Genomic DNA, 21,731 nt, shown 5'->3' with positions numbered 1-21,731 from the left:
GAGGCATGAGCACAGAGCACGTCCTCGACCACCGGCCCGGCAGCCCCGTACGCGCACGTCTGCGGGAGGGCGCGAGCAAGGTGCCGGAGGTCACCGTCTACTTCTGGATCGTCAAGGTCCTCACCACCGGCATGGGCGAGACCGCCTCCGACCTGCTCGCCAAGGCGCTGGGCCCGATCCCCGCCGTCGGCCTCGGCGGTCTCGCGTTCGTCGCCGCGCTCGTGCTCCAGTTCGCCGTCCGCCGGTACGTGGCGTGGATCTACTGGACGGCCATCGTCATGGTCAGCGTGTTCGGCACCATGGCCGCGGACGTGCTCCATGTCGGCCTCGGCGTGCCGTACACCCTGTCCACCCCGCTCTTCCTCGTCGCCCTCGCGGCCGTCTTCGCGCTCTGGTACGCGAGCGAGCGCACCCTGTCGATCCACACCGTGCGCACCCGGCGCCGCGAGGGCTTCTACTGGGCGGCCGTGCTCGCCACCTTCGCCCTGGGCACCGCCGCGGGCGACCTCACCGCGAGCATCGGCCTCGGATACCTGGGCTCGGCCGTGCTGTTCGCGGTGGCCATCGCGGTCCCGGCCCTCGCCCACCGGGGCGGCGTCCTCGGCGCGGTGACCGCGTTCTGGGCGGCGTACGTCATCACGCGCCCGCTCGGCGCCTCCCTCGCGGACTGGATGGCCGATCCGGCCCGGCGGGGCGGACTCGGCTGGGGCCTCGGCCCGGTCACGCTGTCCTGGACCGTGGCGATCGTCGCGTTCGTGGCGTTCCTCGCGGTGTCGCGGCGGGACAGCAGGGCCGCCGCCTGACAGCCGCCTCCATCGCTGACGGGAAGGCCCCGCGGGACATGTCCCGCGGGGCCTTCCCGCCGCGTGCAGCGGGGTGGATCAGCGCGTGGCGCCCGCGCGGAAGCGCCGGTACAGGGCCGCGCCGCCGACCAGCGAGGCGGCGCCCGCGAAGGCGGCCGTCAGGGTGCCGTCGGCGCCGGTGTGGGCGAGGGTGCCCGTCGGCCGGCTCGGGGGCCGTGCGCGCGGGCGGCGCCTGCGGGTGGGCCGGGGGCGTGGTGTGCGCCGGCGGGGTGACCCGCGGCGGGGTCACCGGCCGCGTGGCGTGGGTGCTCGACGTGTTCTCGGAGTGGTTGCCGAAGACGGGGTTGAGGAGCCCCACCACGTTGACGCTGTCGCCGCTGATGTTCACCGGCAGATCGATCGGCAGCTGGATGCCGTTGCCGGAGACCGCGCCCGGCGAGCCCTTCTCCGCCGAGGCGGCCGTGGCCCCGCCCCCGTTGGCGGAGCCGCCCCTGGTGGTGGTGCCGCCCGTGTTGGCGCAGCTGTTGCCCATCGCGGGGTTGAGGAGCCCCACCACGTTCACCGTGTCCCCGCACACGTTCACCGGGATGTGCACCGGGAGCTGGATCCCGTTGCCGGAGATGAGCCCCGGCGAGCCGACCGCGGCGCCGTCCGCCGTGGAGTCGGCGTACACCGGCCCCGCCACAGCGATCGCGCCCGAGGCGGCCGCGAGGGCGATCACACCGTTTCGGGTAACCCGTTTCATCGGTTCCCTGCCTTCCAGAATCAAGCGCGGGCACTCGCCCGCACGGAGGTAAACGCGGGGAAAAACAGGTGAGTTATGGCTTGTCAATCATTCGGCCGGTATATGCCACGATCGCTGGGCCTCGTGGCGCCGGGCACCGGCATAGTCGTACTACTTCGTGCGATCGCGTGAAGAGGGGGCGACCCGCTTCCTTCCGGAAAGCCGACCGGTCACGCTTCCCCTGCGGACCGGGTCGCCGTCCGCGATGAGAGCATCTCGGGAAGTGGGTGGATCCATGTCCAAGCTGGGCGCGGCACGTTGGGTGGCGGTGGCGCTTGCCGGCTGCGGCGTGGGGATCGGTACCGCGTGGTCCGTCCCCGCCCTGGCCGACCAGCCCACCGCGCGGCAGGCCCCGCAGTACAGGCTGGTGATCGGCGAGTTCGGGACCCAGGCACGGGCCTACTGCCCCGCGGGCTACACGGTGACCGGCGGTGGCTTCAGCGGCACCTCCCCGGCCACGAACAGTGTCCCGCTGGGCGACCTCAGCGGCTGGTACGCACAGGGCTCCGCGGGGGTGCGGACCTGGGCGGTCTGCGTCTCCAACGGCTGATTCGGGCCGGCCATCCACCGCGTCGCGACCCACATCTGACGCCCTTTCACCCTCCACGGGGCCGCCCTCCCCGATAGGATCGCCATGTGATCGAACTGGCGGAAATGATCAGGGAGTTGGGCCAGGAGCTGAACGGCGCTCTCAGCGAAGGTCCGTCCGGGGTGGTGCGGTTCGAGCTCGGGACCGTCGAGGTCGAGGCGGATGTCGTGGTGAGCCGCAAGGGCGGGGCGGGCGCCAAGGTGCGGTTCTGGGTGGTGGAGGCCGGTGCCGAGGGGCAGTCGGAGACCTCGCGCACCCACCGGATCCGCCTCGCCCTGCACCCGAAACTCGTCGCGCCGGACGGCACACACGTGAAGGTGCTCATCTCGGGGGAGGAAGAAGAGGGAGAGCGCTGACGGCGAGCGCCGGGGCGGTACGGCCGCTCCACCCGTCCCGACACCCTGACGTGGCGGGACGGGTGGTCGTACGCTGGTCGGCACCGCCGGTGGGAGAGAACCGGCGGCAGGTGACGATCGGAGGTCACGGGGGTGGAAGGGCGGAACCCCGCGCGGGTTCGCAACGAATTGGTGGCCGAAGTCGTCGACGTGCTCCAGGAATCGGCCACCCTGCGGCACCCGACCAGTGCCGACCTGCTGGTGACCATGCTGAGCCAGGAACTGGGCGCGCCCGTCGAGCCGTTGCGGAACAGGACGCTGCGCCCGTATCTGCTCCAGCTCGTGGAGGAGTGCGCGCGGATCCCCGACGGGCTGCCCTGCCTGGTGCGCTGCCTCGGCTATGTGGAGGAGCAGTCCGTCACCGTGCTGGCGCTGCGCCGCCTGGTGGACGAGTGGGAGGCGGTCGACTTCTTCGACGGCGCCGATCTGCACCCGCTGCGGCCCGACCTGATGGAACTGCGCTCCTCGGCCGCGCTCGCGGCGATGGCGCGCCGGGCCAGCCGCTCCCGCACCCAGGAGCTGCCCGCCTGGTGCGACAGCGGCTGGGCGGTGTTCTTACGCCTGGCCGGCGGCAACTCGGCCGCGCGGGAACTGCCCGTGAGCATGGCCTTTCTGTCGCTGGCCGCGGACCAGCTGATCGAGGACGGACTGCGGGAGCCCGCCGAACGGCTGCGCCGCTGGAACCGCGCACAGGCCCGGGTCTGGGGCTTCGAGGACCAGATGGCCGAGTGGCAGCACGACCGCATCGCCGATCAGCCGGCCTCGCTCATGCCCGCCTATCTGATGATCCAGTTCGAGCCGGACGGCGTCGACCCGGACCGGTACTACCTCTCCCACTGGCGTCAGTCCGACGCGGAGAGCTGGCACCCCGTCCCGGGCGAGACGCTGCATCTGCACCGCGACGACCTGCCGGCCGAGGTGGACACGCTCATCGAGCAGACCGAGGAGCGCTGGTCGGACCTGCGGCAGCCCGTCGTACTCGAATTCATCCTTCCGTGGGAACTGCTCGGGGAACCGGTCGAGTGGTGGCACAAGGAGGCGGACTCCGCCTCGCCCACTCCCCTGGTCATGGACTACACGGTCCTCATCCGCAGTTTCGAACGCCTGCGCAAGGCCGCGTGGCATCGGCCCTGGCACAACAAGTGGCGCCAGTTCAAGGAGCGTCCGGCGGAGACGCACTCCTACTGGAACCGCCCCGGCCACTCGCACTTCCATCTGGAGCGGGAGCTGAAGGAGGACGAGCGGGCCGTCTGCCTGGTCCTCAGCGAGCCGCCCGGCACGGACTCCGCCACCAGCCGCCAGGAGTATCTGGCGGGGCTGCGGGCGGGAGTTCCGGCCATGATCTGGCACCGCGGCGACTGCGCGGATCCCGCCTTCAAGGAGGCGGTGGCCGAGATCGTGCAGGACCGGGGGCTGGCCGGGCTGCTGGAGCGGACCGGACGTTGGCGCAAGGAGGCACTGGCCATGGGGCCGGAGGGGTGGGACAACCATGTGGGGCGCCATCTGGCGATCCTGCTCGACGATCCGGAGCGCAAGCCCGAGCCACCGGGGCCCGCGCATGTGCCGGTGAAGCCGTGAGGCGGCCGGCCGGGTCCGCGTGTCCACCGACCGTCCGCGCGTGGTGAGTGGGGGTGCCCGGCATGCACCGGCGTGATTCCACCGGTCCGCGTCCCTTCCCGGTCCGCCGCTCTGCTTCCGCCGTGCTGCGGCGTACCCCGTCCGCGTGCCTCCGTGCGTCCTTGCTTCGGGGGTGCCCACGCTGCGAGGCTTGGTGCGTGGATGTCACGCATGCCTGGAGTCTGCGGGACTCCACCGCACTCTCACCGTCACTACGGCGCCTTGAGAGCCCCCATGCACGATGACGACGAACAGCGGCCGGCCAAGGCCGCGCGGGCCCGCCGGGAGGCCGCCCGGGTGCTGAGCCGGCTCGGCCGGGAGAGCGGCCCGCGGCCCGTGGAGGCGGTGCTCGTCGTCGACGCGCATCCCACGATGCGGGTGTGGGACGGGTCCGTCCAGGGCGATCTGGTCGAGGAGCTGGAGCGGGCCGGGCGGTTCACCCGGGTGCGGGTGGTACGGCTGCTGGGCACCGATGAGACGGACCCCGCGCAGGCGCGCACCGAGGAGCCGCTGGGCGTGCCGGACACGGGCGCCCGCCGGGTGGTACTGGTGCTGACCGACGGCATCGCCACCGGCTGGCGGCTTGGCACCGTGCATCCGCTGCTGCGCGAGTGGGGGCGCGCGCAGCCGGTCGCCGTGGCCCATCTGCTGCCCCCGCACCTGTGGTTCCGCACCGGGCTCGACGTGTACCGGGTGCGGATCCGCTCCCCGCGCCCCTGGGCGGCCAACAGCGCCTGGGGCTGGGCCGAGCGCGAGACTCCGGCCGGTCCGGGGGACGACGAGGGACGGGACGCGGAGGCGGAGGCGGCCGCCCCCGTGGTCGTACCGGTGCTGGCGCTGTCCGAGCGCTGGGCGGCCGTGCTGCTCCGGCTGGTGACCGGGGCCGAGCCCGAATGGCTGGATCTGGCCGCCGTACAGGCACGGGAGTGGAAGAGCAGGCCCGACGCGGCGCGTGCGCTGCCCTGGGCGCAGGACGTGCCCGATCCGCACAGCCCGGTGCCCGCCGCCGAACGTGTCTCCGATTTCCGGGCCGCGGCCAGCCCGACGGCGTTCACCCTGGCGACCCGTCTGGCCGCCGCGCCGCTGAGCCTGCCCGTCATCCGGGTACTCGTCGCCGCCACCCCGGACGCGGGTCCTGTGCATGTCTCCGAACTGCTGATGAGCGGTCTGGTACGGCCCGTACCGGCGCGCGGTGACGGCCCGACGGACGTGGTGTTCGACTTCGCGCCCGATGTCCGCGAGGAACTGCTGGCGCTGGGCCGCCGCAGCGCGACCGCCCGGGTGCTGTACGACGTCCGGGGGTTACTGGCCGGGGACGAGGCGACCCGTTCCCTGCTGCCCGCTCCCGACGAACCGCTGGACACGCTGGCGATGCCCGGCGTCGACAGCCGCAACATCGTCTTCCTCCGGGTGGAGCTGACCGCGCTGCGCGCCCTGTCGGGGCGGTACGACCAGCGTGCCGCGATGCTGGCCAAGGTGCTGAGCTGGCACGATCGGCGCTACGCGGTCAGCCTGGAGAAGTTCACCCTGGAAAAGACGCGCCGCACATCCACGGGATCCGCGCAGGCCGCCTCGGCCTCCGGCGCGGACGGGCCCGCCGCCGGGCCCGGATCCCGGACCGTTTCCGAAGGAGCCTCATCGATGCCGACACCGCCTCAGGAAACCGCGGAGGGAGAGCGCACCGCACAGCCGCGCGTCTGGGGGAACCTGCCGCCGCGCAACCCCAACTTCACCGGGCGCGACGAGCTGCTGGAGCTGCTCGACCAGCGGCTGCGGGAGGGCACCACCACGGTGCTGCCGGAGGCGATCCACGGCATGGGCGGCGTCGGCAAGACCCAGCTCGCGATCGAGTACGCCTACCGGCACCAGTCCGAGTACGACATCGTGTGGTGGATCCCCTCCGAGCGGCCCGGCCAGATCGGCCAGGCGCTGGTGGAACTGGCCCAGCGGCTGGGCCTGGTGACCACCACCGAGGCCAACATCGCGGGCCCGGCGGTCCGGGAGGCGCTGCGCGAGGGCCGGCCGTACTCCCGCTGGCTGCTCATCTTCGACAACGCCGACAACCCCGAACAGGTGCGCCACTACTTCCCGCAGGGCGGCCACGGCACCATCCTCGTCACCTCCCGCAACCGCCGCTGGGGACAGGTGGGCGGCTCCCTCGAAGTGGATGTGTTCACCCGGGAGGAGAGCAAGGAGCTGCTGCGCCGTTCGGGCCCGCCGCTGCGCGAGGAGGAGGCCGACGCGCTGGCCGAGGCGCTGGGCGATCTGCCGCTGGCCCTCGAACAGGCCGCGGCCTGGCGGGCCGAGACCGGGATGCCCGCGTCCGAGTATCTGCGGCTGTTCGAGAACAAGCGCATGGAGCTGCTGGAGGTGGCCCCGCCGCCGGACTACCAACTCCCCGTCGCCGCCGCCTGGAACGTGTCCCTGGACCACCTGGAGACCCGCAGCCCCGCGGCCCTGCGGCTGCTCCAGCTGTGCTCCTACTTCGCGCCCGACCCGATCTCCCGCTCGATCTTCTCCGGCCTCGGCAACAGCAGCATCTTCCCGGAGCTGGACGCCGCCCTGAACGACCCGATGCGGCTCGCCCGCGCCATAAGGGAGGTCAACCGGTACTCGCTGGCGCGGATCGACCACCGGACGAACTCCATCGAGATGCACCGCCTGGTGCAGCTGGTCCTCAACAACCGCATGTCGCCCGAGGAGCAGGCGCGGATGCGGCACGGGGCGCACACGCTGCTGGCGGCGGCGGACCCGAAGGCGCCGATGGAACCGGCGAGTTGGCCCCGGTACGCGGAGCTGTACAGCCATGTCATCGCCGCCGGCGCGATCAGGTCCGACCAGCCCTGGGTACGGCAACTGGTGCGCAACATCGCGGAGTACCTGTACTGGTGGGGCGACCACGAGGTGTCCCTCGACTTCTCCGAACAGGCGTGGAAGTCCTGGCTGGACATCTTCGGCGAGGAGGACCAGCAGACGCTGCTGATGGGGCAGTGGCTGTGCTTCATGTACTGGGTGGTGGGCCGGTTCGACGACGCGGGGCGGCTCGTCGGCCACCTCCGGGAGGTGTACGAGCGCACCGCCTCACCGGACGTCGAGGACAACCGCGAGGACGCGCTCGACGCGATCCAGCTGGAGGCGGCGGTACGGCGCGTGGAGGGCAGGTTCGCCACCGGCGCCGAGCTGGACCGGATCGCGTACGACCGGGCGCACCGGGCGTTCGGCGAGGACGACCCGACGACGCTCAACGTCGCGCACAACCTCTGTGTGAGCCTGCGCCTGGTGGGTGACTTCAAGGGAGCGCTCGAACTCGACCTGCGCACCCTGAGCCTGAAGATGCGGCTGTACGGCCGCGAGGACCGGCGGACGCTGCACTCCGAGAACCACGTCGCCATCGACACCCGCGAGACGGGCGACTACATCGGGGCACGCGCCCTCCAGGAGTCCGTGCTCAGCGCCTGCCAGGACGTGTTCGGCCGCGACAACCCCACCACGGTCGAGACCAAGCGCCAGCTCAGCGAGGCGTACCGCAAGGCGGGCGACCACGCGAGGTCGCTGGAGCTGGCCACCGAGGCGCACGGCCAGTTCACCCGCCGCTACGGCGAGACCCATCCGCAGTCGCTGGCCTCCGCGCTGGCCCTGTCGATCGCGCTGCGGCAGAACGGCGATCTCCAGGCGGCCCGGACGCGGGGTGTGAAGGCATGCGAGGGATACCGGCAGATCTACGACCCGCACCACCCGCACGTGCTGTCCGCGGACATCGACCTGGCCGTCACCCTACGGCTGCTCGGCCGCCCGGAGGAGGCACGACGGCTGGACGAGGCGGCGCTCGCCTCGCTCACCGACCGGCTCGGCGCGGGGCACCCCCTGTCCCTCGTCTGCTCCATCAACCTGGCCAGTGACCTGGCCGCCGTCGGCCGGCACGAGGAGGCACGGCGGCGCGGTGCGGAGACGCTGGCCCGGTGCCGCGAGTCCTTCGGCGAGGACCACCCGACCACCCTCGCCTGTGCCGCCAACCTGTCCCTTGACCTCCTCGCGACCGGCGCCGAGGCCGAGTGCGGGGCGCTGCGCGAGGACACCCTGATCCGTATGGAGCGGGTGCTGGACGCCCCGCGCCTCCAGTCGGACTCGGGGACCCGGCACCCGGCGACGGTGCAGTTCAGGGAGCGCGGGCGGGCCAACTGCGACATCGATCCGCTGCCGTTGTGAGGGTCACCGGGGGCCGCGCAGCCCGGTCGGCCCCCAAGTAGCCCTGCTCCGGGGCTGTTCGCCGCCCTCTGTCACGCCCCCAGCCAGGCCGCGAGGCGTACCGGGTCCGCGCGGCGGCCGGTCCGCTCCGCCAACGCGTCCTGTACGGCGCGGGCGCGCTCCGGATGACGGCGAAGGAGGTCGGCGGCGGCCCGGTGGGCCGGGTCGGCCGCGAGGGCACGGCCGAGGCCGGCCCAGGCGGACACCGGCGCTCCCCGCGCCGACAGCCGGTCGGTGAACGCGGCGCGGGCTGCGGCGTACTCGCCGTTGAGCAGCCGTATCTCGGCCGGGTCGGCGCCGTCGACACCGCCGGGGTGCCGCCAGGCTCCGTCGGGGTCGCTGAGGAGGTGCCGGGCCAGGACCGCGGTGCTGTCCGAGAAGCGGACCCCGGAGTCGGGGACCAGGAGGGGTTCCGCCGCGAGCGCCGACGGCGGTTTGTCGGCGCCCTGCCGCCAGGCGAGGACCGCTTCCTCTACGGCCCGCGCCGGTGGGCGCAGATGGTGGGCGCGCCAGCGGGCGTGGTGGTCGGCCGCCGCCTCCTCGGCCAGGCGCAGCGGTGTCGCGGGAATCTCCTCGGTCAGCCATCCGGCGCAGCGCTCGGTGAGGCGCTCGACCACGTACCGGCCGACCGGGGTGAGCCGTTCGTGTCCGCTCACCGTGTTCAGCGCGGCCCGGACCTGGGCGCGCCAGAGCGCGAACTCGAAGTGGGCGAGGGGGACGTAGGCGGGGTCGGCGGTGTGCCGGTGGGCGCGCCAGAAGCGGGTCACGCCGAAGAAGGCGTAGATGCCCTGGAGCAGTCCGCCGAGCGGGCGCGGGTCGTCGCGCCAGGGGGCGTAGAGCAGGGTCTCGGGTGTCTCCGGGTCCGCCGGTGGCTCGGTCAGCGGCTCCAGGTGCATCAGCCCGCCGAGCTTGGTGTGCTGGAACTCGTGCACGAGGGTCGCGGCGAGTTGGGCGACGTCGTCCGGGCGGGACGCGGTGACACCGCCGAAGGCGTCGCCCGCCGTGCTGCTATGCGGCCGAAACCTTTCTCTCAAGGGGGTGGGCGCCACCGACAGCAGGCCCCGGCGCATCGCCTCGGCGCTCTCCGGTTCGTCGCGGAGCAGCACCTCCCATGCCTTCGCGAGCGAGGACTCCCAGTACGCCGCCTCCGCCGGGGGCAGCAGGCTGGGCTCGCTCGGGTGGGGGAATGTGCGGTAGGGGTCGAGTTCCTCCAGCACCAGGGACTTCGCCCGGCTCCCGGATCCCAGCGTCGTCCGGCGCACCGGTATCCAGTGCGGCTCGCGGCGGTCCGGGTCGGCGGGAACCTCCACGGCACCGCTCGCACTCGTGAGGCGCACCCGGCCGGCGCGCCCCGTGACCCGGGCGGTGCCCCATGGTCCGGGGTCCGGCAGGACCGCGCAGCCCAGCGTGGGCAGCGGCACCAGGCCGCGGCGCACGGGAACGGTGATGTCGAAGTCCAGCCCGGCCCGTGCCGCGGCGGCGGCCGCGAGGGCGGCGAGATGGCCCATGACCACCCAGTGCGGCGCGTCCTCGTAGACCCGGCCCCTGATCCGGCGCACCGCGAGCGACACCCACATACCGGTGTTCGGGGACATCAGCAGGTCCTCGCACACCTCGGGGGCGTCTCGCTGGGCGCGTTCCAGCAGGTCCCAGCCCTGCGCGAAGGCGTCCGTGCCGTCCGGTCCGGTGCCGTCCGGTCCCGCGCCGTCCTGGCAGGCTCCGTTGCGCAGGGCCCGCAGCAGCAGAAGCCGGCGGCTGCGTTCCGCGCGCAGCAGTTCCGCCATGACCGCGCCGTCGCCCTCGCCCGACGCGAGCGTCCGCAGACCGGCCGCCGAGAGCCGGTGGTACGGCAGATGTTCCCCCGGCGTCGTGGCGTCAACGGCCACGTGTCCCCCACAGCACCCTGCTGATCACCTCGTCGCTCAGTCGAAGCGGGACGGGCTGTACGACAGCGTGATGGCCTGCGGCCCGTCGATGTGGTGCAGCAGCTGCTCCAGGGACTCGGTGAAGGTCCGGTCGTCCAGGGAGCGCAGTGCTTCGAGGGAGATTCCCGAGAGATCGACGAGACCGGACTCGACGGCAGGCACCGGATGCTCCAAGGCTGCCAAGTCCCCTCCCGTATCTACCAGTTATGCACTATCAGTGCCTCGACCAGCATGACCCAGCACCGCACGCCCCGCAACCCTGCGGCCTTTCGACGCCGCGAGATCGAGTCAGCGGCGAAACCGGGCGAGCCGGGCCGCCGCGCTGTCCATCCGGGCCACTTCGGGCGAGCATCCCTCCAACAGCCGTATCGCCTCCAGGAATTGATCGAGCGTGCCCGGATAGCGCAGACAGGTGCGCACGACGCCGTAGACGTCCATCCGCAGCCGGTGATCACGGGGGCAGTTGGCCGCCACCTGGTCGTTGATGCTGTCCAGCACGAATCCCATGCCGTTGCCGCTGCGCAGGAGCGGCACCTCGATCAACGCGTCGACCAGCTCCACGAGTTCGCGCAAGGGGAGATCGGACGGCAGCTCCGCGAGAGCGACGGCCGGGCGGGGCTCCTCGACGCCGTCGGTGAGGCCGAACGCGACGCGCGACGGCAGACCGGCGTACCGCCCGAGCCGTTCCAGGTCCGCCGCGGACAGCGACTCGTACCACCGCTCCACCCGCCGTGCCGCGAGCCTGCCCAGGCCGTCGGCCCGGTGGTGGGCGCTGACCACGCCGATCACCGCGCCGCTCCACCACACGAGCGCGCCGGACATGCCCTCCCAGGGGGAGCGGTGCGGCTCGGGGTCGGCGGGCGGGGCGGCGACCGCCAGTTCCAGGGTGCCCTCGCGGCGGTTGGACAGGACCGAGACGGTGCCGGTGACATGGCAGGAGTCCCGGTAGCGGCCGGGCGTGTCCCCGCCCCCGCCCTCGCCCCCGCTCTCGCGGAGCTTGAACCGCGGGAAGCCCATCGCGCTGAAGGGCAGCATCACGTCCGCGTCGGGTACGGCGGCGTAGCGCGGCGGGTCGACGCCGGTTCGGTCCGCCGGTACGTCCTCGATCTCCAGCAGCGCGACATCGGCGGCCGCGGCCGAGAGCACGACCCGTGCGGGGGCGCTCCACTCCCCCGGCAGGTCGGCGTCGAACCGTACCCGTACGGCGCTCGTCCCCGCGACGACATGGGCGGCGGTCAGCACATGCCCGTCCCCGACCCGGTACCCGGACCCGCGCCGCCCCGGCGTCCCCGCCACCAGCACCTCGGCGACCCGCGCCGCGTCCAGCCCCTCTTCCCCCGGTCCCCTCACGTCCGTCCTCTACCCCTCGGGCACCGGGGGTACGCGACGTTCGGCCCCCGGTGATTCCTCAGGTGCCGGTTCCGGCCCGCCAGCTGAACCGGTCCGCGTCAGCGCCGCGAGGAGCCGCAGCCTCTCGTCGCTGTCGCTGTTCCTGTCGGGGTAGTAGACGACGAGGATGACGTCCTCCACGGGGAGCTTGTCGCGGTGCAGACGCAGTTCGCCGACGAGGGGGTGGTGGACGGTGGTCGTACCGCCGTCCAGGCTCCGGACGTCGTGCCGGGCCCACAGGGTGCGGAACCGCCGGCTGGACAGGGCGAGTTCACCGACGAGTTCGACGAAGCGCGGGTCGTCGGTGTCGTCCCCGACGGTGGTGCGCAGGGCCGCGACGAAGTCGGCGGTGGCCTTCGTCCAGTCCTGGTGGAAGGCCTGTTCCTCGGGGTCGAGGAGAAGGGAGCGCAGCCGGTTCTGTCCGGGCACGAGGCGCGGGGAGAGCGCGACGGCCATGGGGTTGGAGGCCAGGACGTCGAACGCGCGGCCCTCCACGAACGCGGGGATCTGGAGGTGGGCGAGCAACTCGTGCACCCGCGCCGGTACCTGCTCGGGCCGCCTGCGGCGCGGCGCCCTGGGGCGTGCCGCGGCGAGGCCGAGCAGATACGTCCGCTCGATGTCGTCGAGCCGCAGGACGCGCGCGAGCGATTCGAGGACCTGCGCTGAGGGGTTCTTGTCCCGGCCGCGCTCCAGGCGCAGGTAGTAGTCGGGGCTGATCCCGGCGAGCAGGGCGACCTCCTCGCGGCGCAGCCCGGGCACCCGGCGGTTGCCGCCGGGCGGGAGCCCCGCCTGCGCCGGGGTGACCAGCTCACGCCGGGCGCGCAGATAGGCGCCGAGCCGGTTGCCGGATTCCTCGTCCTTCATACGGCCACGGTAATGCGGTGCGCGTGTCCCAGCGGGGGCCCTGGCAGGACCAGGGAGAACGGGGGCCCTGCCACGAGCGGCGGCGGCCGCCAAGACTGAGGGGACACCGATTCTGAGATGAACCGTTCTGATGTGAGATGAACCGTTTTGAAAGGAAAGGAAGCTCTCATGGATCTCTCCCACCGCACCGTCCTCGTCGTCGGCGGCACCTCGGGCATCGGGCGGGAGCTGGCCCGGCGGTTCGCCGCGGCGGGCAGCACCGTGGCCGTCGGCGGCCGTGACCCCCGGGCGCTCGCGGAACTGGCAAAGGAGGGCCTCGGCACGTTCGAGATCGATGTCACCGACGGTTCCTCCGTCGCCGCCGCCCGTGACGCCGTGCTCGACCGGTATCCCGGGCTGGACACGGTGGTGACCATGTCGGGCGTCATGCTCATGGAGGACCTGCGCGATCCGGCGCACTTCGAGGCGGCGCGGGCCACGATCGACACCAACCTGCTGGGCACCATCCGGGTCATCGACGCCTTCACCCCGCATCTGGTCGGGCGCGGCGCCGGTACCTTCGTCACGGTCACCTCCGGCATCGCCTTCCTGCCCTTCCCGCCGATGCCCAGCTACGCCGCCTCGAAGGCCGCGGTGCACGCCTACTCCGAGGCGCTGCGCGCACAGCTCGCCGGGACCGGTGTCGGCGTGGTGGAACTCGTCCCCCCGGCGGTCGCCACGGCGGGCCAGGAGAAGGTGAACCCGCACGCGCTGCCGCTGGGGGCCTTCGTCACCGAGGTCATGGAACTGCTCTCGGCGGACCCCACCCCCGACGAGATCCTTGTGCGGGGCGTCCTGACGCACCGCTGGGCCGAGCGCGAGGGCACGTACGACGACCTCGTCGCCCAGCGCTCCCGGGCGCTGGCGATGCTCCCCGGGCGCGCGGGCTGACGCCCGGGGAGCATCAGCCTTCCCGGTGAGAAGCTCCGGTCACAGCCCGCACGGCGATGGGGCAGGGGCCGTACTCGCGGTAACGGATGCCCGGCGGGCCTTCCGGCGTATCTTCCTCGGCCAGGCCCCCTTGACCCGATATGCGAGGTCTACCCTGCTCGCACGGCCGGCTGCCGGGGGGAAAGCCGGACTTCGCCTCCCCTGCGGCACGCGGTGCGTGACACCTTGCCACGGAGGCGTTCGGACATGGCACTCCTGAACCCGCTCACGGACGACGGACTCCCCCGCGCCGGTCGGCATGCCCGGCCGCGCAGCGAACCTTGGAGGCCGGGTTCGAGGCCCGGTTCGAGGCCGGGTTCGAGGCCGGATCCGGGGTGGGTCTTGAAGCCGGTGGCTCGTGCCCGGCCGGGACCGGCGGCGGGATCCGGCGACGGGCTCCGGCGGCGGGATCCGGCGGTGCGGGGCGCTCGCATCGCGCGCCGCCGTCGACCTTCGGCCCCCTCGCCCCTCCCGCCCCTCCCATCCCTCCCGCCCCTCCCGCCCCTCGCCGCCCTTCCCGTCGCCGTTCCCGCCCGTCGAAGGAGCCCTGGCCGTGACCGAAGAGCAGCCTCTCGTCCTCGACCCCACCGGTTCCGATCACCACGCCGAGCACCGGGCGCTGTACGCCCGCGGCGCGGCCACGCCCGTGGACATCCTCGGGGTGACCGCGTGGTCCGTCTCCGACCCCGCTCTCCTGAAGCAGCTCCTGACCCGCGCCGCCGTCTCCAAGGACGCGCGAGCGCACTGGCCGGCCTTCGCCGCCACGGTCCCCACCTGGCCACTGGCTCTCTGGGTGGCCGTCGACAACATGTTCACCGCCTACGGCAGCGACCACCGCAGGCTGCGCCGACTGATCGCGCCGGCCTTCTCGGCCCGCCGTGTCGCCGCCCTGGCCCCCGTCGTGGAGGCCCTCGTCACCGGCATCCTCGACGATCTGGAGGCCCTCCCCGACGGGGAAGTGGTGGACCTGCGCGAGCGGTTGGCCTATCCGCTGCCGATCGCGGTCATCGGCCGGATGATGGGTCTCTCCACCGACCGGTCGAACGGGCTCCGTACGGTGGTGGACCGGGTGTTCGCCACCACCCTGTCCGCCGAGGAGGCCACGGCCAACACGGCCACCCTCTACCGGCTGTTCGACGAGCTGATCGCGGCGAAGCGTGCCGCGCCCGGCGACGACATGACCTCGCTGCTGATCGCCACCCGCGACGAGGAGGGCGACGGCGGTTCCCTGACGGACGCCGAACTGCGCGGCACCCTCGTGCTGATGATCAGCGCCGGGTACGAGACGACCGTCAACGTCATCGACCACGCCGTCACGTCCCTGCTGACCGACCCGGCGCAGTTGGCCCACGTCGGCGCCGGCCGGTGCGGCTGGGAGGACGTGGTCGAGGAGGCCCTGCGCCACGAGTCGGCCATCAAGCACTTGCCCATGCGCTTCGCGCTCCAGGACATCCCGCTGCCCGACGGGCGGACGATCCGGGCGGGGGAAGCCATCCTCGCCTCCTACGCCGCCGCCAACCGCCACCCGGACTGGCACGGTGCGGACGCCGATCTCTTCGACGCCACCCGGACCACCAAGGACCACCTGGCGTTCGGCCATGGCGTCCACTTCTGCCTCGGTGCCCCGCTCGCCCGCCTCGAAGTCGCCGCCGCCCTGCGTCAGCTGTTCGGGCGCTTCCCCGAGGCCCGGCTCGCGGTGCCCGCCGAGGAACTGCGGCCGCTGCCGACCTTGATCAGCAACGGGCACCTGACCCTGCCGGTCCGCCTGCGTCCGGTGTCCGCCTGACCGGCACGGTCTCCGCCCGCCGGGGCGCCCCGACGGCCCCGATCGGCCCGGCGCCCCGCGGTGCCGGGCTGATCGGCGCGGTCGTGACGCCGGGGACAGATCAGCGCGTGGTGTACCCGCCGTTGAGGAAGATCGTCTGACCGTTGGCCCACCATCCCTCGGTCAGCAGATGGCGGACCCACGGCACGATGTCGTCGATCTTGGTCAGCTCGCCGTTCATCGCGGACGACTTGTGATAGGCGACGGAGTCGTCGTCCTCGGCGGGGTAGAAGAACGAGGTGTCCATCGGGCCGGGAGCGATGTTGTTGACCGAGATGTTCCGGCCGAACAGCTCCTTCGACAGGGCGCGGGTGAAGTGCTCGACCGGGGCCTTGCTGCCCGCGTACACGGAGTACAGGCCGGTGTAGGCGGCGAGCAGCGAGGTGACGACCGTGATGATCTTCCCGCCGTCGTCCATCCGGCGGGCCGCCTCGCGCATCACGAAGAACGCGGCCTTGGAGTTGACCGCGAACATACGGTCGTACTCCTCCTCGGTGATCTCGGTGAGCGGCTTCTTCAGCACCATGCCGGCGGTGTTGATGCTGTAGTCGAGCTTGCCGAACCGGTCCAGGACCGCTTCGAAGACCCGCTCCACCTCGGCGACCTTCGTCAGATCGGCCTGGACGGCGAACGCCTCGCCCGGACCCTTGTTGATCTGCGCGACGACGTCCTCGGCCTTGGCGCGGGAGGACTCGCTGTTGTAGTGCACCGCGACCAGGGCGCCCTCGGCGCCGAGGGTCGTGCTGATCAGCCCGCCGAGATTGCGGGACGCGCCGCCGACGAAGGCGACCTTGCCGTTGAGTGTCTTGTCCGGGGTACTGGCCATGACAGCCCTCCTGCGGTGTTCCGAACGGGGTCGGCACGGCCCGGCGGCTGCCGGGGCCCTGCCCTGCCCATGGACTCATCCGCACCGGGGCGCGCGCATCTTGAACGGTCCGATCGCCGAGGGAACAAGCCGTTCCGCACCGTCGCATCCGGCTGGATGGCCGCAGGTCGGCTCGGTAACGTGACCATCTGCCGCAGGGAGTGGCCAGGTGTTCTGTGTTCGGCCGGCCCGTGCGAGGTCTTCCGACGGAAAGTGATGAGGCCCCGATGAGTGAACCGACGAAGCCCGAGGTCGACGTCCCGGAGGGCGCCGCTCCCACTGAGCTGACCATCCGGGACCTGGTCGTCGGGGACGGGCCCGAGGTGAAGCCGGGCATGGTGGTCAGGGTCCACTACGTCGGGGTGACCTTCGAGTCCGGCAAGGAGTTCGATGCCTCCTGGGACCGGGGTCAGCCGTACAAGTTCGCCCTGGGCGGCGGCAAGGTCATCAAGGGCTGGGACCGGGGGGTGAGGGGGATGAAGGTCGGCGGCCGGCGCGAGATCATCGTTCCCCCGCGTCTCGGCTACGGCAACCAGTCGCCCTCGCCGTTGATCCCGGCGGGCTCGACCCTGGTCTTCGTGGTGGACCTGCTGGACTCGTATTCGAGCACGACCGGGTGGAGCAACTCCTAGCACCACTCAGCACCACTGACGCTCGCCCCCGACCCGCGGCCCCTTGGCCCCCAGGAGCAGAGGCTTCACGATCAGCGCGCCCCGTCGGGCTCGTGCGGCGATCAGCGGACGCAGACGGGTCCGGCTGAAGGCGCGGGCGGCACCTTCGGTGATCTTGCGGGACTTCGCGCGGGCGACGAGCACCCACGCACGCCACCAAGGCCCCTCCGAACAGCCCTCAGCCGAGGGCCAGATAAGGGTAGCCTTCCTTTGCTGTCTACATTTACGTAGACTCTGCTGGGGCCGGGCGGCTGTGCCCGTGCCGTCGGCTCGTCCCTTGTGAATCGAGGCACCCCATGTCCGCCGGACCTCGCCCCCTTCTGCTCGGCACCGGCGCGGCGACAGCCGTCGCCGTGCCTCCGCCGGGCTGCACGTACGAAGGCGACGCTGGTCACCGAACTCACGGCGGGCGACTACGAGATCGCGTGCACGCCCGGGACGAAGGGCGACGGGGAGAAGGCGAAGGAGCTGTACGCGCCCTCCCGGATCGGGTGGGAGCGCACCGAGCCGGTCGCCGAGTCCTTCGGTGACATCGACCCGAAGCTCGATGCCGCCCTCGCGCTCGGCACCGGCTGCTCCATCTCGTCCCCGTCATGGCCCTCTTCCTCGCCCCCGAACGCGGCCGCCCCGTCGCCCGGTCCCGGCAGACCGCGAGTCGGCCGAGCACCGGGCGAGCCCCCTGACCGCTCCCGCACGTCTCGGCCTGCGGGGCCATCGGCGCTCCCTGGGCCGCCGGGCCCCGCACACCCTGGAAACCCCCGTCGGCGGTGCGTGTCCGTGAACGTCGATGACGCGCTGCCCGGTACCCGGCGGTCCGGAAGGCCGCGCTCCGCACAGCTCGATACGGCCCGGGGAGGGAGATGATGTCCGAAAGCCGAAGGCCCGACGCGGACTTGGTCGGCAAAGCGGTCCCGCAGGCCGAGCGGGTACTGGCCTGGCTGGCCGCTCGTGACGAAGTGGAAGAGGCCTGCCGCGATCCACTGGGCGGGCTGCCGAGCGCACGCGACGACCGCATGGCGCGGATGGCCGACATCCTCCAGGCCACCGCTCAAGGGCTCGGACCACGGGCGGCGGCGGTGTGGGCCGGGGTGCCCGAGCAACTCGTCCAGCAGTGGCTGGACCACGACAAGGACTTCGCGCTCGCCGTGCGAGCGGCCTCGAAGCTTGCCGCGGCACACGGGCTTGAGCCCGGCGGGACGAAGACACCGGCGATGATCCGCGTCGTGATCCTCGCCCTGCGCAAGGGCTGCTCCTGGACGGACGCCGCCGAGATCGCGGGCATCGGCAGCTCAAAGCTCCGCCGGATGTGGAGGTCGTCTCCCGTACTGGTGGCCCTGGTGGACGCGGCGCGCCGCCCGAGGCCACGTACACCCAGGACCTACGTTCCGCCGTTCTACCGGCCGAGGAGACCGGGACATGCCGCGCCCGCCAACGGGTACCGGCTCGTGCGGCGCGAGGATCCTTGAGGCGCGGACACCCCTGCCGCGGGCTCGCCCGGGTCCGCCGGGTTCACGGTTGATCTGGCCGGTCGACGCGCGACTGGCGGAAGAGGACGGCTGTGGTGGCCCCGTTCTCGGTGACGCGACCGTTCTCGAGGAGGTGGACGGTCTCGGTGTAGCGGGCGACCAGGTGGTGTTCGTGGGACACCACGACCAGGGTCATCCGGTGTTCGGCGCGCAGGCGGGTGAGGAGGTCCATGATGCCCAGGGCGGTGTCGGTGTCGAGCGCGGAGGTGACCTCGTCGCAGAGCAGGATGTCGGGCCCGGCGGCCAGCGCGCGGGCGATGGAGACGCGCTGGCGCTGTCCGCCCGACAGCTCTGCGGGGTAGCGGTCGGCATACTCGGCGGGGAGGTCGACCTGGGCCAGGAGTTCGGTGACCCGCTCCGGGCGGACGCTTTTGGGCAGATCGGCGTGCAGGCGCAGGGGGCGGTTGAGCTGCTGGCCGACGGTGTGGCGGGGGTTGAGCGCGGCCAGCGGGTTCTGCGGCACGAGTTGGATACGGCGCTGCTGTTCCCGGGTACGGCGCTGCACGCGGGCGGCGAGCGGGCGGCCGTCCAGGGTCAGGTGACCGGTGTGGGCGGGGTGGAGCCCCGCCATCACGCGCAGCAGGGTGGTCTTGCCGGAGCCGGACGGCCCGATGACGGCCGTGGCGGCGCCGGGTGCCGCGGTGAACGCGACGTCGCTCAGGACGGGTCGCCGGTCTCGGTCGCCCGGGAAGAAGGCGTCGATCGTGTGCACGGCGAGACCGTCGCCGCGGAGGCCCTCTTGACCGGTGGCCTCGGGGATGGACTCGGCTGCGCGCGGCCGGGGGGAGGGCGGCGTCCTCGAGGTGAGCCGCACGGTGTGGTCCGCGCAGGTTTCGGCCAGGTGCGGATCGTGGGTGGCGAGGACGACGGCGAGATCGCGGCTGGTGGCGAGGTGCCGCAGCAGGTGGGCGATGTCGTCGCGCACCGCGGGGTCGAGTCCGGCGGTGGGCTCGTCCAGGAGAAGGATCTCGGGGGCGCGGGCCAGTGCGCGGGCGAGAGCGACGCGTCGTTGCTGGCCGCCGGACAGGGCGGTGGGCCTGCGCCCGGCGATGCCTGTCCGCACCGGCAGGCGGCATTCGGCGAGCAGCGCCAGGACCGATTCCTCGCTCGGGTCGGTGGCCAGTTCGGCGACGAGACGGCGCGCGGTCATCCGCGGGTCGAGGGCGGAGCCGGGGTCCTGCCCGACGTAGGCGACGGCGGTACGGCGCAGCGTGCGCAGGTCCTCGGCCGGCAGCTGGTGCGGGCTGCGGCCGAGAACGTCAAGGGTTCCGGTCGCCGTGGCTCCTGCCGGGAGGTGACCGATCAGGCCACGCAGCAGGGTGGTCTTGCCGGAGCCGGAGGCACCCATGAGGGCGGTGACCTGTCCGGCGTGGATCCGGGCGGTGACGGGGGGCAGGAGTACGGGGCCGTCGGGCATCCGTACGGAGAAGTCGGACAGGGAGGCGACCGGCGTACGAGTGCCGGTGGGCGGGGCGGGGGCAGGGGCGAGGTCGCTCATGAGCGGGTCACCGCCTTCGTCGTGGGGTCGGGGGCCAGGGAGAGCGTGACCAGGTTGACGGTGATCGCCAGCAGGGCGATGGCCAGGCTGGGGGCGATCACGGCCCAGGGGTTGAGGAGGATGCCGGAGGCGTTCTCACGGACCATCAGCGACCAGTCCGAGGCGGGCGGCTGGGGCCCGATCTGGAGGAAGCCGGCCATGGAGATGACGTAGACGGCCTCGACGAAGCGGAGTCCGAACAGGGTGAGGACGGTGGCGCGGAGGTTGGGCAGGATCTCGCGCAGCGCGATGTAGGGGGTGGACTCCCCGCGGGCCAGGGCGGCTTCGACGTAGCCGGAGGTGACGAGCGGGGAGGCGGCCGCGGCGACGATCCGTACCGCGTACGGCGTGCCGAGGACGACGGCGGCGGCGATCACCGCCCAGCGCCCGCCGCCGGGCCAGGCCAGGGCGATGAGCATGATGCCGAGCAGGGGCGGCAGGAGGATCGCGACGTCCGCGCAGCGCTCGACCGCCCGCCCCAGCCGGGGCCGCAGCACGGCGAGGCAGCCGGTCAGCATGGCGCACGCGGTGGTGACGACGGCGACGAGCAGGGCACCGAGGATCAGGGCGGTGCCGCCGTGCAGGAGGCGGCTGAGCACGTCGCGGCCGAGTTGGTCCCCGCCCAGCAGGGCGCCGTCGCCGGGGGCGGCGAACGGTGCGGTGACCGGGGTGTCGACGGTGTGCGGAGCGATCAGCGGTCCGGCGAGGGCGAGCGACAGCGGCAGGACGGCCATGGCGACGAGTGTGGTGGTTCTCGCCCGGCGGGCGGACCGGCGGGCGGCCACGGGCAGGGTCGCGGTCATGCGCGTACTCCCAGGGTGGCGTAGCGGATGAGATCGGCGGCCAGGAGCACGAGGCTGATGACGGCGCCCGCGCACATGACGACGCCGGCGATCAGCGGGGTGTCGCGGGCGGCGACCGCGCCGGCCAGGACGCTGCCGATGCCGGGGTAGTTGAACAGGGTCTCCACCACGACCGCCCCGCCGAACAGCAGGCCGGTGGAGGTGGCGAGGCCGGTGGCGATGGCCGGGATGGCGCCGGGCAGTTGGTGGCGCAGCAGGATCCGGCGCGGCGGCAGGCCGTCGAAGTGGGCGGCCTCGACATGCGGGGCGGCTGCCTGGTCGGCGAGGGCGGCGCGTACGACGCGGGTGTTCCAGCCGGTCTGCGGGATGACCAGGGCGAGGACCGGCATGATCAGCATGGTCCAGTCGGCGGGCCTTCCGTCGCCGCCGGTCACGGTGACCGCGGGCAGCCAGCCGGTCCACAGGGACAGCGCCAGCAGCAGGGCGGCCGAGACCACGAACTCGGGCACCGCGAACGCGGCGGTGGAGGTGTGGGAGATGATCCGGTCGGCCGGGCGGCCGGGGCGCGACGCGGCCCAGCAGCCCAGCAGCAGGGAGAGCGCCACGGTGAGCACGAACGCGCTCGCGGCGAGGACGAGCGTATTGGGCAGCGGGTCGGCGAGGAGTTCGGTGACCTTCTGGCCGCGGGCGGAGGTGCCGAGGTCGCCGGTGGGCAGGGCGGTCATCCAGTCGGCGAACCGCTCCCACAACGGCCGGTCCAGGCCCAGCAGATGGCGGCGCGTGGCGAGGTCGGCCGCGCTCTCCCCGCGCTCGGACGTGGCGCCGGCGGCGTCACCGGGGAGCAGTTCCACGGCCGCGAACACCAGCGCGAGCAACGCGATGAGCAGGAGGAGGCGGCGTGCGGCCGTTCCCGCGATCCGCAGG

At 72.8% G+C, this 21,731-nt stretch carries 18 protein-coding genes and 1 pseudogene; 10 read left to right on the top strand and 9 right to left on the bottom strand.

Annotated features, from left to right (window positions below):
• The first annotated feature begins 5 nt into the window (after nucleotides 1-5).
• Entirely contained in the window at nucleotides 6-803 is a 798-nt protein-coding gene (locus tag ACLF5H_RS20920) for a hypothetical protein (RefSeq protein WP_421677528.1), read from the top strand.
• Here the strand turns inward: ACLF5H_RS20920 and ACLF5H_RS20915 are convergent.
• Entirely contained in the window at nucleotides 721-1,524 is an 804-nt protein-coding gene (locus ACLF5H_RS20915; protein WP_421677527.1) for a chaplin, read from the bottom strand. The two genes, ACLF5H_RS20920 and ACLF5H_RS20915, sit on opposite strands and share 83 nt — an antisense overlap.
• Nucleotides 1,525-1,822: 298 nt before the next feature.
• Here ACLF5H_RS20915 and ACLF5H_RS20910 point away from each other — a divergent pair, with 298 nt between their 5' ends.
• The 4 genes from ACLF5H_RS20910 to fxsT all read left to right on the top strand — a co-directional run bounded on the left by ACLF5H_RS20910 (nucleotide 1,823) and on the right by fxsT (nucleotide 8,394).
• Nucleotides 1,823-2,137, top strand: a complete 315-nt coding sequence (locus ACLF5H_RS20910) for a hypothetical protein (protein WP_421677526.1) — start codon at nucleotides 1,823-1,825, stop codon at nucleotides 2,135-2,137.
• An 86-nt stretch (nucleotides 2,138-2,223) separates the two neighbouring features.
• Entirely contained in the window at nucleotides 2,224-2,532 is a 309-nt protein-coding gene (locus tag ACLF5H_RS20905) for a trypco2 family protein (RefSeq protein ID WP_421677525.1), read from the top strand.
• Between the two features lie 171 nt (nucleotides 2,533-2,703).
• Nucleotides 2,704-4,149: an effector-associated domain 2-containing protein gene (locus ACLF5H_RS20900; RefSeq protein WP_421677524.1), complete on the top strand. Its 1,446-nt coding sequence runs from the start codon at nucleotides 2,704-2,706 to the stop codon at nucleotides 4,147-4,149.
• Nucleotides 4,150-4,422: 273 nt separating this feature from the next.
• The gene (fxsT, locus tag ACLF5H_RS20895) at nucleotides 4,423-8,394 is read left to right on the top strand and encodes an FxSxx-COOH system tetratricopeptide repeat protein (RefSeq protein WP_421677523.1); all 3,972 of its coding nucleotides are present in this window, start codon (nucleotides 4,423-4,425) and stop codon (nucleotides 8,392-8,394) included.
• A gap of 71 nt (nucleotides 8,395-8,465) precedes the next feature.
• Here the strand turns inward: fxsT and ACLF5H_RS20890 are convergent, their stop codons facing one another.
• From ACLF5H_RS20890 to ACLF5H_RS20875, 4 genes are all read right to left on the bottom strand, one after another.
• Nucleotides 8,466-10,319, bottom strand: a complete 1,854-nt coding sequence (locus ACLF5H_RS20890; RefSeq protein WP_421677522.1) for an HEXXH motif domain-containing protein — start codon at nucleotides 10,317-10,319, stop codon at nucleotides 8,466-8,468.
• Nucleotides 10,320-10,355: 36 nt separating this feature from the next.
• On the bottom strand, nucleotides 10,356-10,520 hold the full coding sequence (locus ACLF5H_RS20885) for a hypothetical protein (RefSeq protein WP_365202042.1): 165 nt from the start codon (nucleotides 10,518-10,520) through the stop codon (nucleotides 10,356-10,358).
• Nucleotides 10,521-10,646: 126 nt separating this feature from the next.
• Nucleotides 10,647-11,708 (bottom strand): effector-associated domain 2-containing protein, encoded by a 1,062-nt coding sequence (locus ACLF5H_RS20880; RefSeq protein WP_421677521.1) that lies wholly within the window; start codon nucleotides 11,706-11,708, stop codon nucleotides 10,647-10,649.
• A gap of 9 nt (nucleotides 11,709-11,717) precedes the next feature.
• Nucleotides 11,718-12,611, bottom strand: a complete 894-nt coding sequence (locus tag ACLF5H_RS20875) for a helix-turn-helix transcriptional regulator (protein WP_421677520.1) — start codon at nucleotides 12,609-12,611, stop codon at nucleotides 11,718-11,720.
• Between the two features lie 168 nt (nucleotides 12,612-12,779).
• On the opposite strand from ACLF5H_RS20875, the gene ACLF5H_RS20870 reads away from it, so the two are divergent.
• Complete coding sequence (locus ACLF5H_RS20870) at nucleotides 12,780-13,541, top strand: SDR family oxidoreductase (RefSeq protein ID WP_421677519.1); 762 nt, start codon at nucleotides 12,780-12,782, stop codon at nucleotides 13,539-13,541.
• Between the two features lie 592 nt (nucleotides 13,542-14,133).
• Nucleotides 14,134-15,366 (top strand): cytochrome P450 family protein, encoded by a 1,233-nt coding sequence (locus ACLF5H_RS20865; RefSeq protein WP_421677518.1) that lies wholly within the window; start codon nucleotides 14,134-14,136, stop codon nucleotides 15,364-15,366.
• A gap of 100 nt (nucleotides 15,367-15,466) precedes the next feature.
• On the opposite strand, the gene ACLF5H_RS20860 is transcribed toward ACLF5H_RS20865, so the two are convergent.
• Nucleotides 15,467-16,231: an SDR family oxidoreductase gene (locus ACLF5H_RS20860; RefSeq protein ID WP_421677517.1), complete on the bottom strand. Its 765-nt coding sequence runs from the start codon at nucleotides 16,229-16,231 to the stop codon at nucleotides 15,467-15,469.
• 266 nt (nucleotides 16,232-16,497) lie between these two features.
• On the opposite strand from ACLF5H_RS20860, the gene ACLF5H_RS20855 reads away from it, so the two are divergent.
• The 3 genes and pseudogenes from ACLF5H_RS20855 to ACLF5H_RS20845 all read left to right on the top strand — a co-directional run bounded on the left by ACLF5H_RS20855 (nucleotide 16,498) and on the right by ACLF5H_RS20845 (nucleotide 18,407).
• Nucleotides 16,498-16,902, top strand: a complete 405-nt coding sequence (locus ACLF5H_RS20855; RefSeq protein WP_421677516.1) for an FKBP-type peptidyl-prolyl cis-trans isomerase — start codon at nucleotides 16,498-16,500, stop codon at nucleotides 16,900-16,902.
• Between the two features lie 414 nt (nucleotides 16,903-17,316).
• A pseudogene (locus ACLF5H_RS20850) lies at nucleotides 17,317-17,490 on the top strand (peptidase M75); the annotation flags it as partial.
• A 314-nt stretch (nucleotides 17,491-17,804) separates the two neighbouring features.
• Nucleotides 17,805-18,407 carry a hypothetical protein gene (locus tag ACLF5H_RS20845; RefSeq protein WP_421677515.1) on the top strand — a complete coding sequence of 201 codons (603 nt, stop codon included), beginning with the start codon at nucleotides 17,805-17,807 and terminating at the stop codon, nucleotides 18,405-18,407.
• A gap of 43 nt (nucleotides 18,408-18,450) precedes the next feature.
• Here ACLF5H_RS20845 and ACLF5H_RS20840 read toward each other — a convergent pair whose 3' ends face one another.
• The 3 genes from ACLF5H_RS20840 to ACLF5H_RS20830 are packed head-to-tail and all read right to left on the bottom strand — an operon-like array spanning nucleotide 18,451 to nucleotide 21,682.
• On the bottom strand, nucleotides 18,451-19,965 hold the full coding sequence (locus ACLF5H_RS20840; protein ID WP_421677514.1) for an ABC transporter ATP-binding protein: 1,515 nt from the start codon (nucleotides 19,963-19,965) through the stop codon (nucleotides 18,451-18,453).
• A complete protein-coding gene (locus tag ACLF5H_RS20835; RefSeq protein WP_421677513.1) occupies nucleotides 19,962-20,807 on the bottom strand; it encodes an ABC transporter permease in 846 nt (281 codons plus the stop codon). Before ACLF5H_RS20835 ends, ACLF5H_RS20840 begins: the two co-directional genes overlap by 4 nt.
• On the bottom strand, nucleotides 20,804-21,682 hold the full coding sequence (locus ACLF5H_RS20830; protein ID WP_421677512.1) for an ABC transporter permease: 879 nt from the start codon (nucleotides 21,680-21,682) through the stop codon (nucleotides 20,804-20,806). The genes ACLF5H_RS20835 and ACLF5H_RS20830 overlap by 4 nt, the downstream gene beginning before the upstream one ends.
• Nucleotides 21,683-21,731 lie beyond the last annotated feature (49 nt).

Origin of the sequence: Streptomyces sp. LaBMicrA B280 (assembly GCF_049222185.1) — a bacterium.
Lineage (GTDB): Bacteria > Actinomycetota > Actinomycetes > Streptomycetales > Streptomycetaceae > Streptomyces > Streptomyces murinus.
Note: the sequence above shows the minus strand (reverse complement) of the source record. Positions and strands in the feature narration are given on the sequence as shown.

Excerpts from the sequence above, each read along its gene's own strand:
- ACLF5H_RS20860 (WP_421677517.1), bottom strand. The coding sequence starts at position 16,231 with ATGGCCAGTACCCCGGACAAGACACTCAACGGCAAGGTCGCCTTCGTC.
- ACLF5H_RS20835 (WP_421677513.1), bottom strand. The coding sequence starts at position 20,807 with ATGACCGCGACCCTGCCCGTGGCCGCCCGCCGGTCCGCCCGCCGGGCG.
- ACLF5H_RS20875 (WP_421677520.1), bottom strand. The coding sequence starts at position 12,611 with ATGAAGGACGAGGAATCCGGCAACCGGCTCGGCGCCTATCTGCGCGCC.
- ACLF5H_RS20910 (WP_421677526.1), top strand. The coding sequence starts at position 1,823 with ATGTCCAAGCTGGGCGCGGCACGTTGGGTGGCGGTGGCGCTTGCCGGC.
- ACLF5H_RS20845 (WP_421677515.1), top strand. The coding sequence starts at position 17,805 with ATGTCCGAAAGCCGAAGGCCCGACGCGGACTTGGTCGGCAAAGCGGTC.
- fxsT (WP_421677523.1), top strand. The coding sequence starts at position 4,423 with ATGCACGATGACGACGAACAGCGGCCGGCCAAGGCCGCGCGGGCCCGC.
- ACLF5H_RS20840 (WP_421677514.1), bottom strand. The coding sequence starts at position 19,965 with ATGAGCGACCTCGCCCCTGCCCCCGCCCCGCCCACCGGCACTCGTACG.
- ACLF5H_RS20855 (WP_421677516.1), top strand. The coding sequence starts at position 16,498 with ATGAGTGAACCGACGAAGCCCGAGGTCGACGTCCCGGAGGGCGCCGCT.
- ACLF5H_RS20920 (WP_421677528.1), top strand. The coding sequence starts at position 6 with ATGAGCACAGAGCACGTCCTCGACCACCGGCCCGGCAGCCCCGTACGC.
- ACLF5H_RS20870 (WP_421677519.1), top strand. The coding sequence starts at position 12,780 with ATGGATCTCTCCCACCGCACCGTCCTCGTCGTCGGCGGCACCTCGGGC.